Origin of the sequence: Microcoleus sp. B3-A4, assembly GCF_036705385.1 — a bacterium.
GTDB lineage: Bacteria > Cyanobacteriota > Cyanobacteriia > Cyanobacteriales > Microcoleaceae > Microcoleus.
In genome coordinates, this window is the sequence record NZ_JAUBUI010000032.1 from 1 (window position 1) to 14,945 (window position 14,945).

14 protein-coding genes are annotated in these 14,945 nt (G+C 44.9%); 9 read left to right on the plus strand and 5 right to left on the minus strand.

Going from position 1 to position 14,945, the window contains the following annotated elements; all coding sequences use genetic code 11:
- The first annotated feature begins 146 nt into the window (after window positions 1-146).
- Window positions 147-713: an MAE_28990/MAE_18760 family HEPN-like nuclease gene (locus QUB33_RS14670; protein WP_333351400.1), complete on the plus strand. Its 567-nt coding sequence runs from the start codon at window positions 147-149 to the stop codon at window positions 711-713.
- A gap of 91 nt (window positions 714-804) precedes the next feature.
- On the opposite strand, the gene QUB33_RS14675 is transcribed toward QUB33_RS14670, so the two are convergent.
- Complete coding sequence (locus tag QUB33_RS14675; protein ID WP_333351348.1) at window positions 805-1,467, minus strand: hypothetical protein; 663 nt, start codon at window positions 1,465-1,467, stop codon at window positions 805-807.
- Between QUB33_RS14675 and QUB33_RS14680 the strand changes: the two genes are divergently transcribed.
- Entirely contained in the window at window positions 1,466-1,654 is a 189-nt protein-coding gene (locus QUB33_RS14680; protein ID WP_333351349.1) for a hypothetical protein, read from the plus strand. The genes QUB33_RS14675 and QUB33_RS14680 overlap by 2 nt on opposite strands.
- Before the next feature lie 44 nt (window positions 1,655-1,698).
- Here the strand turns inward: QUB33_RS14680 and QUB33_RS14685 are convergent, their stop codons facing one another.
- Entirely contained in the window at window positions 1,699-2,724 is a 1,026-nt protein-coding gene (locus tag QUB33_RS14685; protein ID WP_333351350.1) for a YihY/virulence factor BrkB family protein, read from the minus strand.
- Window positions 2,725-2,860: 136 nt separating this feature from the next.
- On the opposite strand from QUB33_RS14685, the gene QUB33_RS14690 reads away from it, so the two are divergent.
- Together QUB33_RS14690 and QUB33_RS14695 are read left to right on the plus strand one after the other, a co-directional pair.
- Window positions 2,861-3,496 (plus strand): hypothetical protein, encoded by a 636-nt coding sequence (locus tag QUB33_RS14690; protein WP_333351351.1) that lies wholly within the window; start codon window positions 2,861-2,863, stop codon window positions 3,494-3,496.
- Between the two features lie 309 nt (window positions 3,497-3,805).
- Window positions 3,806-4,792, plus strand: coding sequence for a mechanosensitive ion channel family protein (locus tag QUB33_RS14695; RefSeq protein ID WP_333351352.1), 987 nt, complete (start codon window positions 3,806-3,808; stop codon window positions 4,790-4,792).
- Window positions 4,793-4,929: 137 nt separating this feature from the next.
- Here QUB33_RS14695 and purU read toward each other — a convergent pair whose 3' ends face one another.
- Both purU and thrC read right to left on the minus strand, forming a co-directional pair.
- A complete protein-coding gene (gene purU / locus QUB33_RS14700) occupies window positions 4,930-5,784 on the minus strand; it encodes a formyltetrahydrofolate deformylase (RefSeq protein ID WP_333351353.1) in 855 nt (284 codons plus the stop codon).
- A gap of 262 nt (window positions 5,785-6,046) precedes the next feature.
- On the minus strand, window positions 6,047-7,171 hold the full coding sequence (thrC, locus tag QUB33_RS14705; protein WP_333351354.1) for a threonine synthase: 1,125 nt from the start codon (window positions 7,169-7,171) through the stop codon (window positions 6,047-6,049).
- Between the two features lie 138 nt (window positions 7,172-7,309).
- Between thrC and QUB33_RS14710 the strand changes: the two genes are divergently transcribed.
- From QUB33_RS14710 to QUB33_RS14730, 5 genes are all read left to right on the plus strand, one after another.
- Window positions 7,310-7,573, plus strand: a complete 264-nt coding sequence (locus QUB33_RS14710) for a hypothetical protein (protein ID WP_333351355.1) — start codon at window positions 7,310-7,312, stop codon at window positions 7,571-7,573.
- A gap of 257 nt (window positions 7,574-7,830) precedes the next feature.
- Window positions 7,831-8,883, plus strand: coding sequence for a fatty acid desaturase (locus QUB33_RS14715; RefSeq protein WP_333351356.1), 1,053 nt, complete (start codon window positions 7,831-7,833; stop codon window positions 8,881-8,883).
- Between the two features lie 182 nt (window positions 8,884-9,065).
- Window positions 9,066-10,571 (plus strand): AAA family ATPase, encoded by a 1,506-nt coding sequence (locus QUB33_RS14720; protein ID WP_333351357.1) that lies wholly within the window; start codon window positions 9,066-9,068, stop codon window positions 10,569-10,571.
- Window positions 10,568-11,278: a ParB N-terminal domain-containing protein gene (locus tag QUB33_RS14725; protein WP_333351358.1), complete on the plus strand. Its 711-nt coding sequence runs from the start codon at window positions 10,568-10,570 to the stop codon at window positions 11,276-11,278. The genes QUB33_RS14720 and QUB33_RS14725 overlap by 4 nt, the downstream gene beginning before the upstream one ends.
- Window positions 11,279-11,881: 603 nt before the next feature.
- Window positions 11,882-12,970, plus strand: a complete 1,089-nt coding sequence (locus QUB33_RS14730) for a Rho termination factor (modular protein) (protein WP_333351359.1) — start codon at window positions 11,882-11,884, stop codon at window positions 12,968-12,970.
- 188 nt (window positions 12,971-13,158) lie between these two features.
- Here the strand turns inward: QUB33_RS14730 and QUB33_RS14735 are convergent, their stop codons facing one another.
- Window positions 13,159-14,688: a phenylacetate--CoA ligase family protein gene (locus tag QUB33_RS14735; RefSeq protein ID WP_333351360.1), complete on the minus strand. Its 1,530-nt coding sequence runs from the start codon at window positions 14,686-14,688 to the stop codon at window positions 13,159-13,161.
- Between the last annotated feature and the right edge of the window lie 257 nt (window positions 14,689-14,945).

Here is a 14,945-nt window from a genome sequence, read left to right on the forward strand (position 1 = left end):
TCTGGCTTTTCGCTCATCTGACTACATTACCATATTTTTCGGCTCTCAATGAACTATTTTTTACCTGAATCCTTACCATCTTTTTACATGGCTTAATCAAACAAACCACTAAGTTAGCTGTCGCCGATAGTGCTGGACAATATCAAATACAAAGTCTTAATCCTGAGTTGGCAAAAACTCTTAAAGCCAATGGGTTTTTGTTATTGTATAACTTAGTTGAATCCACTATGCGAAATGCCATTGTAGCCATATTTGATGAGTTTAAAAATCAAGCAATCTCTTTCGATCAACTCAAACCAGAAATCAAAATGATTGTTCTTCAAAATCTTAAAAACCGTTCTCCTAAGAAAATTCATTTACAAATCAACCAAATATCTATAGACATCATCACAGCTACATTTGAACGCGAAGAACTATTTTCAGGGAATGTGGATGCTAGGTTGATTAAAGAAATAGCCGAAAAATACGGTTTTTCATATCAAACAGACTTTGCTAAGACAAAGAACGGGCAAAACCTTGTAGTTATTAAACGCAACAGGAATGACTTAGCGCACGGGATTAAGTCTTTTGAAGACGTGGGGCGAGATAAGACTATTGAGGAACTTTTAGAGATTAAGGATGAAGTCATAGAATACCTACGTCAAATACTGGAGAATATTAAAACTTATCTTGACAATCAAGAGTATTTGGATGTCACTACAGGTACTCCATAATTTTAGGCTAAGAAACCGGGTTTCTCGGATGATTTAGGTTGGGTGGCGAGATATCTCGGAAGAAACCCGGTTTCTGGGAATGATGTGAAGGCTACTGCCGCACCATAACAGACTTAATTACAGCATTCGGCTGATACTTGTTAGTCTGATAAAATCCCCCTTTACCAGCGCCATAAACTCCCCCAAATTGTTTGCCTTCAGCCTTGGGAACAAACATAATGTTTCTAGTGGGTTGCTTAGCAAATACAACCCCTTCTCTCATTTCATTATCCACGTTATAAGATAACGTAGCCTTGCCGTAAATGGCCTCAGCTTGTTTCAGAGTCATTCCCGGCCCGACGCCCTGAACTGTTTTATAACTAGAATTGTCAGTCATCAAAAGTTCAATGACATCGGTATCTTTTAGCTTTGTACCCGCAGCATAAATAATCCGATATTGCACTTTTCCCGACTGGCTGACAGCCACAGCATCAAAGTCTACCATAAAAGGAGACTCTACCTTAAACTGTGCTGTGGAACCCAGAGCCTTTTTCAATTGTCCGAAAGTCATTCCCACCTTCGCCGCTCCAATTGTGCGATCGGAAATTGTTAAACTTGCAGCAGGTGTTTTTTGAGCAGCATTTGCCGCTTCTCCCAGCACATTTGTAGCCCCAGGCGCAACAGCGGAACCCGGAGCTGAAATTAAGGTGAGGTAGCTGCCGATCGCCAGCAAAGCAGCTATCATTGATCCAGACAAAACTTTAAAATTCAACATGACTAATTCTCCTAGATTTCAAATGCGACTATCTACCCGCATCTTTTGGACTATCCTGGGCATCACTTTGTTAGTTTGGATTCTCAGAGGCGTTGGCCTCTTGACATTCATTCCCGGTGCTATTATTTGGATACTGATTTTGTTGTCTTTTGTTGCGGGTATCCTCAGCACTTTACTCCGTCGGTAAGCTAGCATCCGGCAAATAACACATAAGAATTAACAATTAACAAATTATTTTAATTGGGATTGTTTCATGGCCTTTCCCACTGTCACATTCAACTGAGCGCCGATCAGCATCACCAAAGAAGAAAGATCGAGCCACAGCAGCAACACAATAAAAGTTCCGATCGTGCCGTAAGTCCAAGTGTAATTGCCCAAGTGCAAAACATAAAACCGAAATAAAGCTGACAATAGCGCCCACAAAATAGCAGCAAAAACAGCTCCAGACAAAATAGGAATATCTGGTTGACGGCGGCTAGGCCCGTAGCGGTAAACAAAGGCAAAAGCCAGTGATACAATTCCCAAAGAAATCGGCCACCGCCACCGCCGCCAAATACCTAACAGTTGCGACTCCAAAGGGCAATTGTCGGCGAGAAGCAAGCAATTTTGAACATCTTTTAAATCGCAATTGGCGACGGACTCCAGCAGGCAACTCTGGCGGGCAATAGCTTGTACAATTAAGTCGCTGACAAATACTACTCCCGATGCCAGAATCAATAGTATAATTGTGCCGATACTCAGCGCCAGAGAAATAAGTTTTGCTTTCCAAAATGGTCGAGTTCGATCGCTCGGGATTTCATGGATGCGATCGAGTGCAGCCATCGCCGCGCTCATTACTCCAGAAAATGCCCAAATCGCCCCAAGAAAGCTCACAGAAAACAGCCCTTTACTGCGAGTTAACAGAATTTCTTTGATTAAGCCACCAATCAACTTCCGCACGTCATCGGGTATAACTTCGCCCAAAAGACGGGCGATTTGATAAAGTGTTGACTGCAAAGGTTCAAAGAGAGCGATCGCAGATAAAATAGCCAACAGCCCCGGAAACAGCGCCAGCATAGAATTGTAGGCCATTTCCGCAGACAGCCCCGGCAAGCGCTGTTCTCCTGCCTTCGCGCCGACTTCCTTAAGCGTGCCCCAAGTCAAACACCGACAAAACAGCCAAAAACCACCTAATTTCCGTTTGAGAGCTCGAAGCAGCCTCAAAAATGCCTGAAACAAAGCTAAAATCAGGTAGCGCAACCAGTAATAAATGTTCATAGCGCACAGGAGACGGGGAACTGGAAAATGCAAAATGGATTCAGGACGATCGCGCAACTGGAAATAAGGAGCGTTACTTAATTAAGCCATTGCTAATCTAAAATTTAAAATCTAAAATCTAAAATCTAAAATCAATATGGCTCAGGATGTCAGACAGTGGTTAGATGAAATCAAGCGGCTGCAACAGCAGTTAACAGAAGTTTCGCGCGATCGAGATGAGGCCGGTGAAAGTGCCGCTCAGTGGCGCCAACTCTACAATACCGAAGCCGAGCAGCGGCGGAATGATGCTAAATTAACTCAGCAAAGCATCGCTTCTCTGGAAACACAAATAGAGCAATTACAAAATTTTTCCCCCATTATGCCCGAAGGCGACGATGCTGGAGTTGCTCGCCAGCAGGAAGTCGAAAAACTCGAAACAGTAGGCGAACTTAAAGCTAAGTTAGCAGAAGTTCTCGAAGAGCGCGATCGGGCGATTGAACAAGTTAAACAACTCACTCAAGCCCTCAAACAAGAAGAGGCCCGTCACGCCGAAACTAGCAAAAATTTAACTAGCGCCCTCGGAGATGCGGTTGACTTGCTCACGAAAGCCCAAAATCCTGCCCCTGCCAAAACGGAGACAGTATATTCTTTAGAAATAGTACCTACTCGCACTGCGAATCCTGGCGAAACTGCTCTCGAAATCCGCCAAACTTCCGCCCAAACAGGAAAAAATCCCGCCCAGCTTCCACCTTCTAAAAATCAGTTACTCGATCTACCGCCCTTTGGGAATTAGAAGTTAAAAATTCAGGAATTTTCGGCATGGCGAGTCCCCTTAGCAGGTGGGATTTAGTTACCGATGCGTTGTTTTTGTCTTAACTGCAATTAGAGGGCATTAATTCATCCGCTTCTTTATTATTCCACATCTACAGATGGTTTACTAATCGATGTAACTGTACTCTATCCCAACCTATAATCCGCATTCAAAATTTTGAAAACTGCCAAAAGATATTCCTCGCGTCATATTAATCTACAGTCTTTAGATAGAACTCAACCGAGGTAAATTTTAGTAATATCGACAGCGACTGATACGCGAGGAAACTTTATGAAGGCAGAGATATCCGCAGTCTGGGTAAAGATGGAGAGCATGATGGACGGCTTGATTATCATGTTGCCAAATATTGTGCTGGCGTTAATTGTCTTTGCAATCTTTTTCTGTGTGGGCGGGGCAATTAAGAGAGCAGTCAGGCGGGTTACCCGCCACCACCGCCAAGCACGAAATTTGGGGCTGGTGTTAGGACGGTTGGCGCAGGGTACGATCGTTCTAGTTGGTCTGTTTGTTGCTCTTTCGATTGTAATTCCCACATTTAAAGCTGGGGATTTGATTCAATTGCTAGGAATTAGCGGGGTGGCGATTGGTTTTGCCTTTCGCGATATCTTGCAAAATTTCTTAGCCGGTATCCTAATTCTGTTGACGGAACCGTTCCGAATCGATGACCAGATTGTGTTTAAAAACTTTGAGGGAACGGTAGAAAATATTGAGACGCGCGCTACAACAATCCTCACCTATGATGGTCGCCGGATTGTTATTCCAAATGCCGAATTGTTTACCAATTCGGTGACAGTGAATACCGCTTTCGATAAACGCCGCACGGAATACGATTTTAGTATTGGTTACGGCGACGATATTGATTGCGCCAAGCAGTTAATGCTGGAAGCATTGTACAGCATAAAGGAGGTGTTGAAAGATCCTGCACCCGATGTGCTGGTGGTTGAGCTAGCAGAAAGTACCGTCAATATCCGCGTTCGGTGGTGGATTACTCCGCCGCGCCGAATCGACGATATGCGATCGCGCGACAAGGTAATTTGTGCTATTAAAAAAAAGCTTGTGGAAAACGGCATCGATTTGCCTTATCCGACGCGACAAATTTTGTTTCATGACCAAACCGAAGAGACCGATGGCGATCGCTCCCAGCAGCGCGAAGGATGGCCAGCAGGTAAAAGTAAAGTTCCGAAACCTCGCAGTATTGGCGCAACTGTGGGAAAATTTGCCCAAGGGCGATCGCAAATTGACGGCAACGGGCAATCTTAACCCCATCACGATTCATGAAAAATATCAAGTTTAGAAAACTTTGGGATTCGCTGCACTTCGCTCGTGCAACCGGAATTGATATAACTCGCCGAGTGATCCAAGGAGTAACAAACCAGAATTGATATGATGCCTAATTTTCAAGCAAAAACCACAGTCCGATTGCCGTAAACTAAAACACGATTTTGTAAATGATATCGCACCGCCCTTGCTAAAACAACCCTTTCTAAATCTTTACCTTTGCGAACCAAATCAGAGACTTCATCGCGGTGACTGACGCGCACAACATCTTGTTCGATAATCGGGCCAGCATCTAAATCGGGTGTAACATAGTGGGCTGTTGCACCGATAATTTTTACCCCTCTTTCATAAGCCCTCTCGTAGGGATTTGCCCCCACAAAAGCAGGTAAAAATGAATGGTGAATATTAATCACATTGGGGAATTTTATGATAAAGTCTTGACTCAAGATTTGCATATATTTAGCCAAAACTACTAAATCAATCTTATATTTTTTCAGGATTTCTAACTGTTGTGCTTCTTGAATAGCTTTATTGTCTTTAGTAATGGGAATATACTCAAAGTCGATACCGTATTGTGCGGCAATAGGCTTTAAATTTTGATGGTTGCTGATAATCAGCGGAATTTCACCTCTGATTTCTTGCGCTCGCTGTCGCCAAATCAAGTCTAATAAACAGTGATCTTGACGGCTTACCCAAATTGCGATGCGTCGAATTTTATGAGAGAAATGCAATTGCCAATTGGCTTGTAAGTCCTTGGCAATTTCACTAAAAGCAGGTGTTATTTGTTCGGTGGTTAAGTCAAAATCATCTAATTGCCATTCGAGTCGGCTCAGAAATAATCCGGCGGTAAAATCCGTATGGTGATCTGCGTGGATGATATTGCCGTTGTGGGACGCGATAAAATTGGCAAGTAAGGCGACGAGTCCTTTGCGATCGGGACAGGCAATTAACAGGGTTGCTGTAGGGCTAGTCATAATATAATGACAAAATTGTCTCGCTGAGTTTATTGAGAAAAAAGTTATTTCAAAGGAGTTTATTGATACTAACTCCGAGCATAAATTGTGCTATAATTCCTATTCTTTGGGGTGCATGGATATCTCAGGCGAAAATTTAGGATGTCGCGTTTAGGGGCGGGCAAGATGCCCACCCCACAAGAGATTTTAACTAAGAGTGGAACAGGCATCTTGCCTGTCTCTATCTTCCTTCTTCCTTCTTCCCTGTTCCTTCTTCCTTCTTCTAAAATCCCATCGCCCCAGCTACTGCATCCAAACTCGGAGCAATGCCGCTTTTAAATAGATTGTTGCTGTGATTAATTGCGGTATCCGGGTCTTTCAAACCGTTACCAGTTAGCACGCAAACCACCGTCGCCCCAGTCGGAACTTGGTCTTTTACCTTCAGCAAACCGGCCACAGAAGCCGCACTCGCAGGTTCGCAGAAAATTCCTTCCTGCGATGCTAACAAACGGTAAGCGTCGAGAATTTCGGCGTCGGTGACTGCGGCAAAACCGCCGCGGCTGGCTTCGGAAGCTGCGATCGCCTGTTTCCAGCTAGCGGGGTTGCCGATCCGAATTGCCGTCGCCAGGGTGTCTGGGTGGGCTACTGGTTGGCCCGTTACCAACGGTGCAGCCCCGGCGGCTTGAAATCCCATCATCTGCGGCAAGCGCGAACATTTTTTGGCTTGGTGGTATTGACAAAAACCCATCCAGTATGCTGTGATGTTTCCCGCATTTCCCACCGGAATGCACAGCCAGTCAGGGGCGTCGCCTAAAGCGTCCACCACTTCAAAAGCTCCGGTTTTCTGACCTTCCAAGCGGTAAGGATTCACGGAGTTGACCAATGTCACCGGATAATTGACAGCCATTTCGCGGACAATTTCTAAGGCGCGATCGAAATTTCCGCCAATCGAAATTACTTCCGCACCGTAAAGCAATGCTTGCGCCAGCTTGCCCAAAGCCACGTAACCTTCGGGAATTAACACGAAAGCTCGCATCCCCCCGCGTCTGGCGTAGGCGGCGGCGGCGGCCGAAGTATTGCCGGTACTGGCGCAAATTACTGCCTCCGCACCAGCTTCCTTGGCCTTGGAAATCGCCATTGTCATCCCCCGGTCTTTGAAACTACCAGTGGGGTTGAGGCCGTCGTATTTCACCAAGACGCGCACGTCTCGACCGATGAGAGAGGCGATCGCAGGTGCTGGAATCAGGGGAGTATTGCCCTCTTGGAGCGTCACTACCGGCGTGGTTTCCGTCACCGGCAGGTAGGGGCGATAAGCTTCGATCAAGCCCGGCCAGCCGTAGCGTTTAGGCGAGGCTGCGCGGGCAGCGGAGTTAGCAGCAGAGTCTGTAGCAGGTAGGATCAGGGTCACGATGTCAATGGTTTTAGGCAATGGCTAAGGAATTTACACTAATTTTAGCTCGATCGGTTAATTTGATGTTTAATACGATCGGTTCAGGTTAAAGTAACTTAATGGTGTGAATGTGTAGATATGTCTACTCAATTACTAATGTCAAATAATTCATCCACTCTTTCCCGGCCTCAAGTTACCGCGAGCAATCCCGAAATGGCTAGTTCTTCTACGCTATCGACCAGTTTTGCCCGCAAAGTAAATTCAGTGAAGTGCCCCTACCAAGCCGATCAGCAAGTTAAGTTCCTGCACTTGCAAGCGGAAATCGAATCCTTGCTGCTGGAAGTGCAAAGCCTCAAACAGCAACGCTCGATGGCTGGCTTGCGGGAGATCGACCCCATTTCTGGCAGGAACAGCAATTAGCAGACAACAGTCGCTAATGCTAATTGTCCTGCCCCTGTGTTATAAAAACGAATGTTTTGCTACCCGCAGTGTTTTTTGCCAAAAGTGCTAGAAATTCCTAACTGCGGATAGCGATCGCTAGCTTTTGCTAAAACGCGCTTGCCTACAGCTCAACTCGTCTGCTGCTTGCTGGCAACGAGCTGACATTTTACGGCGCTTTTTTATTGCGCTAATTTGTTAAGCCATCGTCATGGCATACGGAGAATCGAAATCAATTTATGACAGCATCGATCGAAAAACCACTAAATTTGACATCCGCAAGTGACACTTCCAACCTGCGCCTCAAAGATATTCTCAAAACCCTGCCGCGGGAAGTATTCGCCAAAAACCCCCGCAAAGCTTGGACAAAAGTAATCGTCAACGTTCTTTTAGTTGCGGTCGGTTACTGGGGCATAGCAGTCTCTCCTTGGTTTTTACTACCCCTAATGTGGATTTTCACAGGAACCGGATTAACCGGTTTTTTTGTGATCGGTCACGACTGCGGTCATCGGTCATTTGCTAACCGCCGCTGGGTAAACGATTTAGTCGGACATATCGCATTTCTGCCGTTAATTTATCCGTTTCACGCATGGCGGCACGGACACAATTATCACCACAAGCACACCAATAAAATTGGCGAAGATAATGCTTGGCAACCGATGACAGCAGAAGACTACGCTGCTGCTCCCAAGGCTTTACAAATAGCTTATAGTTTAATTTTCGGTCGGATGTGGTGGATCGGCTCGATCGCCCACTGGGCCAAAGTGCACTTTATGTGGTGGCGCTTCAAAGGTCAACAGAAACAAGAACAAGTGCGGTTTTCAGTTTTTGTCGTTTTAATCGGTGCTGCGATCGGATTTCCGATTTTAATTGCAACCACAGGCATTTGGGGATTTGTCAAATTTTGGTTGATGCCCTGGCTGGTTTACCATTTCTGGATGAGCACTTTTACGATCGTCCACCACACAGCACCAGACATTTCTTTTAAAGAACCAGAAGAATGGGACGAAGCCCAAGCGCAACTATCGGGAACAGTTCACTGCGATTATCCCCGCTGGGTAGAGTTTCTGTGCCACGACATTAACGTGCACGTTCCCCACCACCTTTCAACGGCTATTCCCTGGTACAATTTGCGCCTCGCCCACAGCAGCTTAAAGGAAAATTGGCAAGATCATCTCTACGAAACAGAATTTTCTTGGTCTCTAATGAAGCGGATTGCCGACAACTGTCACCTATACGATCCGGCTGGCGGCTATCAAACCTTGCAGGAATTTAACGCTAAAACCAAGTAAGTTTTCAACGCGATAAATGCCAGAAAAACCCGGTTTGTCAAACACAACCGGGTTTTTCGATATTAAACTCCGTAGCCTTTGTCAGAGGCGGAATGCGCGCCCTACTGTCAATATCACAATCCCTACCATTATTAAATCAGTCATTCCCAATCTAAAATCTAAAATCTAAAATCTAAAATCGAATGACTTTCAATCCCAATAACTGTCGCAACGAAAGCGAAGTAGAAAGCAAACTCATTGTCAGCTATCTGCTACCAAAACTAGGCTATACGCCCGACACTTGGCACCAAGAAATAGCATTTGGGAATATTCGTCTAGACTTTCTATCATTTGCCACCCAAGTTATCCCCATAGTCGTCGAGACAGACTCACCGATGAGTGTAGTCATGGAGGCTAAACATCCGAAGGAAAATTTAGACCGCCACCTGCGAAAACTCCATCGCTATTTAACAAGTTTGAGCATCCGCTACGGACTCATAACTAACGGTAAAGAAATTAGAATTTACCAAAGAGTCGCCAATGATATTGAGCTAGTCTTTAAGTGTGCTGGAAAAGACCTTGAAACTAGAATTGATGAAATTATCGCTTTAATTGGCAGAGATAGTTTAAAATTTATAAAAAATCCCGATAATCTCAAACTGGAAGATAGTAAAATTAATTTGGTTAGTCCTGAGTTAATTAGCGAAGTCCCAGTACAGCCCAACAATCCCACCACCGCAGAACCGGAGCCAAGCCAAATCTCAGAACCGGAACAAATACCTGAAAATTATCCAGTTAATATTCAAGTAAAATCAGATGTAACCGTTCCCCAAAAAACTCAAAATACGATGAAAATCATTGCAGTGTACCACAATAAGGGCGGCGTTGGCAAAACTACAACTGTAGTCAATTTAGCGGCAGCGCTGAGCAAGAAAGGTAAGAGAGTCTTGGTAATCGACTTAGACAGTCAGGCAAATACAACCTTTGCTACAGGTTTAGTTAAATTTGAGGATGAAGAACAAGACGATTTGAAAGATTGCAACATTCTTCACGTTTTGCAATATGAAGATGGTTACTCGATCGCAGAAGTAGCTCGCAAGTCAAGTTTTTGCCATCCCGAAATTGATGTGATTCCTTCCCACATCAATTTAATGCACGAAGAAACAGAATTCAATCAACTAGATTACAGTCGCCTGATTTTAATTCAGAAACTAGCAGTAGCACAGGATAAATATGATATTGTACTGATCGATACGCCGCCCTCTTTGAATTTTTACGCCAGAGTTGCCCTGATTACGGCGGATTATTTAATTATTCCTTCTGACTTAAAACCTTTTGCCAATCAAGGATTGGTTAATGTCAAGGATTTTATCAAAACAGTCAACGGATTCAAAAAACTAATCGGCAAGAAACCTTTAGAAGTTTTAGGCGTCCTCCCTTGCAAGATATCAACTAATAATAAATTTGTACAGTATAGTTTGCCCAAGCGGAGGGAGGCAGTTCCCAAACGCTACGCCCTGGAAATCATGGACAGCGTAATTTACGAGAGAGACGATTTAGCAAAGTGTGCAGAACAAATGCAAATCGTGGGAAATATGGAAATCGCCGATCCGATTTCAGTGCTAGACTTTAAGCCTGATTCCATCGCATCCCAAGAATTTGAAATGCTAGCAATCGAAGTTTTGGAAAAAATAGGTAAAAACTCATGAAAAAATTATTTCCGTCCCTGGTTGCAGTGAAAAGAATTACTTCCACAGTGCCCCGTTCCAATTTTGCAGAGCCGGATTTGGATAAATTAGCGAGACTGATTTTAGAGTCAGGAGGATTGATTAATCCGATAATTGTCCGCCGAAACGGTATGGATGCTTACGAAATAGTAGACGGAGACTTGGAATACTACGCGGCGGCGAGAGCCAAGGAAATAGATACTCTCAAAGGCGAGACAATCGGAGCATTCATCCTGGAAGAAGAAAATGAAGAACTTCTCCTCGAACAACTTGAAATTCTCAGAAAAACCGCAATCATTGACAATCCAAGTGTAAGTCAGGTTCCGCAACCGTCCTCCACCTTTGAACAGCGGCTGACAAATATTGAAACTCGATTGGAAAACAGGATTAATGAATTAAAAGCCGACTATACGCGGGAAAAACAGGCGCTGATAGAGAGGGTTAAAGAAGTTGAAAGCCGCCTTCCCCAACCTGTTCCGCTCTTGTCAGCACTCAACACTCAAAAGGAATCCCAACTAAGCATAAATTTGAAAAATGCTGGCATCAAATCTCAAACAATAATAGACCAAATCATCAAACAGCGAGAGTTGGAGCCATTTACCTCATTTGAGAATGTGGTGCAACGCATTAAAGGGTTAGGCGAGAAAACAATGATTAAGGTTATTGACTATTGGCAAAGATATTTATAAGCTTTCAGCCATCTAAATGGGATTTTTAGGGCATTGCTCAAAGCCCATGCGACAAACGTTGAAAAACCCGATATGACTCGGCGGTTGAAACCCATCCTACACAATACACAAACTTTCGTCCCTCTCGCTTGAGACTCTTGAGACTAAAGAATAAAGGGGATATTAAAGCTGGCTTTCGTATAAATCGCAATTGCGATCGCAATTCGCAACGCCAGCCCGATCGCCCGGACAGTCCAAAAAAGTAAAGATGAGTAAAGCAGTGTATCACTGGTGTCCCGCAGGCAGTTAAACTCATCACAGTCGCTTTTTTTAGGAATTGCAGTAACTTTTGCAGATCGCCCGGGCTGTCACCGCACAGCCAGCCGCACTGGTACAGCAGCAACGCGATGTCTCCGCCCGATAACCGAGTGCGATCGCACACTTGGAAGACTGAGGCTAAGAAACCCTTTAACTTACCACGGTCTGGGTAAGGTGTTTGTCTCGCACCTTACAATTAGAGTTCTTGGGTTAGTCCTGCCGCACTTAAAACGCAGGCTGTAAAGTGCAAACATACATAAATACCCAAACACCAGATTTTAATGACAAAAGGGGACTTGTAACAAGATGGATCGATCGTCCGATCAAAACCGAATAGTTGAATATTTGCGGATTAAGCCCATTAGTCACAGTCAGATTTACACTTCCCAAATTGCAGTACCAGAGCCTCAGCGCGGCGAAATTCCTCGCGAACGCCGCGAAGCTCTCAGGAGAAGTCTGATCGAGCAAGGCAGCAACTTGATTCCTTTAATTGTACGTCGCACTGAAGCTTACAGCAACGAAGAAGAATATGAAGTTGTTTGCGGCTCAGATTGGTGTATCGTTGCTAAAGAACTCGGCATCGAGCAAATGTGGGCGTGGATATTTGAAATGACCGACGAGGAGGTAGCTCTTGCTCAAGCAGAAATGGAACATTTAGCTCCGCAACCGACTCATAAAACGGCACAAATTGAGACTCTACTGCAACAATTTGAGCTATCATTTCAAAAAAAGGTAGATAGTTTAACAAAACAAATAGAACAATCTGTTAAAAAAAATGAAGATCTGCTAAAAAAGCACGTAAAAGCTCTAACTGATCAGAACTTTGAGCGTAACCAAATAGAACAGATTAAGCATTTGCTCGAACAAGTGGAAAAAGCATTTCATGAAAAGGTAGATAAAATGGCTAAAAAAATTGAACAATCGAGCAGCAACCGTCCGCCAACATCGGCTGTTACTTCTGAGGTAAATCTTGAAGGTGCTTTGAGACAGTTGGATGAACTGGAAAAACTACTGTCAATAAAATTAGAAAGCACCGTCCAAACAATTAATCAGTTTGTTTCCGACGCCATTGAAGACGTAGAAAATGACCTGAAAAATCAAATTGAAACACTCCGCCGCCAACTGGGAGCCGCAGCGACTCACTCAGAAAGACAGCCCGAGGCACAGCCGAGGCAACAGTCAAAAACGCAGCCGAAGAAGCAGTCGAAAGCACAGCAAAAACCTCAGTTACCGCAGTTGCAGTTAGAGTTGCCGTTTCCGTCCCCAGAGGATGACTACGAAAGTCTTTCGCTGAGACGGTTGAAAGCGATCGGCAAAGACCGGAAAGTGCGGGGCTACGCCCGCATGAAACGACCGGAAATTCTGGCGGCTCTCAGACAAACTGACGGTCAATAAAACGCTAATTGCTAATAGTTAAAGACTAATTATTCAGTGTTCGATCGCGTTTTTGGGCAAAAAGCGCGATCGGGGTTTCATGATAGTTATGGGCGCAGAAACGAGCCGATCGCCTGGCCGCGAAACTGCGAGAATTAAATATTGATCCCGATACAATTTAGTGCACCCCCTACTCACAAAAACACGGTTTACTGCCGGGTGTATCGGTGCTTCACCCCAATCGGAAAATACTCCGCATCGCCCGTCTCCGTTAATGTCACCACAGGTAACTGATATTCTGGCGGCACGTAATTAGCAAATTCGCTGTTTAGCCGCCGCAATTGCGCGAGAATTGAAGATGCGATCGCCTCCTGTATCTCCTCGTCGCCCTCCACCCCCGCTGCTAATTCCACAACCACCGATAAACACCGATTTTGATCCGCATCTTCCTTGACTTGCAGTACAAATTTTCCCGTCACCCATTCCCGAATCGTGGGAACTTCTAAACCTACGGTGACATTTTCCGGGTAAATGTTAGCACCGAAGTAGGAAACAGTAAAGTGCGATCGCCCAAATACATAGACAAATGGCAAGCAGCGAATTCCTCTGGGGAAATCAGAAACTTTCATACCTGCTGCTTGCTGCAAACGTGCCACAGGGTTAAATCCCCATTCAGCCAAAAAATTGAGCATTGCTTCGTAACAAATTAAACCGCCGTTATCCGAGATGTGATAGCGTATTAGCGGGATGCCGTTGTCGCCAGAAAATAACAGCGTGCCGTCATTATTCACTTCAAAAAAGCGGCTTTTCGGATCGTACTGCACCAGCGTTGGCAACCGCGATTCCCCGAATAAATTTCGTGCTGCTTCCGGATTCTTTGCTAAAAAGCGACGGATGCAAATGCTCAACGGTGTCTCGTTGCCCAAAACGCCAGCATCGGCAGTACCGTAAAGGCTCGCAGAGTTGTAATATAGATTGTCAGAATTAGTGCGATCGCTCACCAAACTCCGCCATTCTTCGCTAAACACTTCCCCCGCAAACACCATCTTAATTCGATATTTTTGCCACTCCACACCCCCAGCAATTCCGCTATCAATCACATCCTTGATAAAGGGCGGATATCCCAACAATACTACTTGCTCGAAATGCTCCCCAAGTTCCTGAACAACTCGCAATATTTCAGTTTTATTATTCCCAGGCGTCACAACTGTAACTGGATAGCCCTTAGTGGCTAGATAGCGACAGCAATTTGCCGTGTACATTCCGCCTACCCAAGTTCCCAACGGAAAGCAAATGACGGCTAAAGTTGAGCGATTGTCGGCATAAAAACTGTCGTGAAATATTTGTTCAAAACGAGCGGCAATTTGCAACTCGTCGCTGATAAAACGCGGCCAAAATGTCGGTTTTCCTGTCGAACCCGATGAAACAGCAATGAAATCGCAAGTTTCTAATTTGCCCTGGTGACACAACTGAGGTAGCGGGTGACAGCGTAAATAATTCTCTTTGGTAATTAGCGGCAATTTTTGGAAGTCTTCAAAGGTTTGAATTGAGGCGGGATTGATGTTAAGTGCAGCTAGGAAAGTCTGGTAAGCTGGTACTGTGGCCGCGACTTTTTGAAAAAGCGCGATCGCCCTGGATTCGGCAACTCGATTCTGCTGGTGTTGCAATCGTTCCTCAAGCGGCGCCCTCAAAAACTCTTCAAACCCCCCCATTGCTCGCTGACGCTGTTCTGGCTGCATGATTGGCTCCTTAAAATGGGTATTTTGCACCTCGATCGCTCAAGAGTCAATTAGTAGCGCGACGCGATCGGGCGGCACATTAGCTCGGGTACTAAAAATTTGAACACATTTTGAGGTCGATCGAAAATATGTCGCAGTGGATAAACTTCCATAGCACGAAACCGCTGTTTTCACAATAACCACAGGGGATACCCAAGCTGCCGCTCGACTAATAAACACTGACACACTATGTCAAGATTAATTCAGCGATCGCCCAA

Coding starts and splice junctions, on each gene's coding strand:
- QUB33_RS14680 (WP_333351349.1), top strand. CDS start 1,466: ATGACTAATTCTCCTAGATTTCAAATGCGACTATCTACCCGCATCTTT.
- QUB33_RS14675 (WP_333351348.1), bottom strand. CDS start 1,467: ATGTTGAATTTTAAAGTTTTGTCTGGATCAATGATAGCTGCTTTGCTG.
- QUB33_RS14685 (WP_333351350.1), bottom strand. CDS start 2,724: ATGAACATTTATTACTGGTTGCGCTACCTGATTTTAGCTTTGTTTCAG.
- QUB33_RS14690 (WP_333351351.1), top strand. CDS start 2,861: ATGGCTCAGGATGTCAGACAGTGGTTAGATGAAATCAAGCGGCTGCAA.
- QUB33_RS14695 (WP_333351352.1), top strand. CDS start 3,806: ATGAAGGCAGAGATATCCGCAGTCTGGGTAAAGATGGAGAGCATGATG.
- purU (WP_333351353.1), bottom strand. CDS start 5,784: ATGACTAGCCCTACAGCAACCCTGTTAATTGCCTGTCCCGATCGCAAA.
- QUB33_RS14710 (WP_333351355.1), top strand. CDS start 7,310: ATGTCAAATAATTCATCCACTCTTTCCCGGCCTCAAGTTACCGCGAGC.
- QUB33_RS14715 (WP_333351356.1), top strand. CDS start 7,831: ATGACAGCATCGATCGAAAAACCACTAAATTTGACATCCGCAAGTGAC.
- QUB33_RS14720 (WP_333351357.1), top strand. CDS start 9,066: ATGACTTTCAATCCCAATAACTGTCGCAACGAAAGCGAAGTAGAAAGC.
- QUB33_RS14725 (WP_333351358.1), top strand. CDS start 10,568: ATGAAAAAATTATTTCCGTCCCTGGTTGCAGTGAAAAGAATTACTTCC.
- QUB33_RS14730 (WP_333351359.1), top strand. CDS start 11,882: ATGGATCGATCGTCCGATCAAAACCGAATAGTTGAATATTTGCGGATT.
- QUB33_RS14735 (WP_333351360.1), bottom strand. CDS start 14,688: ATGCAGCCAGAACAGCGTCAGCGAGCAATGGGGGGGTTTGAAGAGTTT.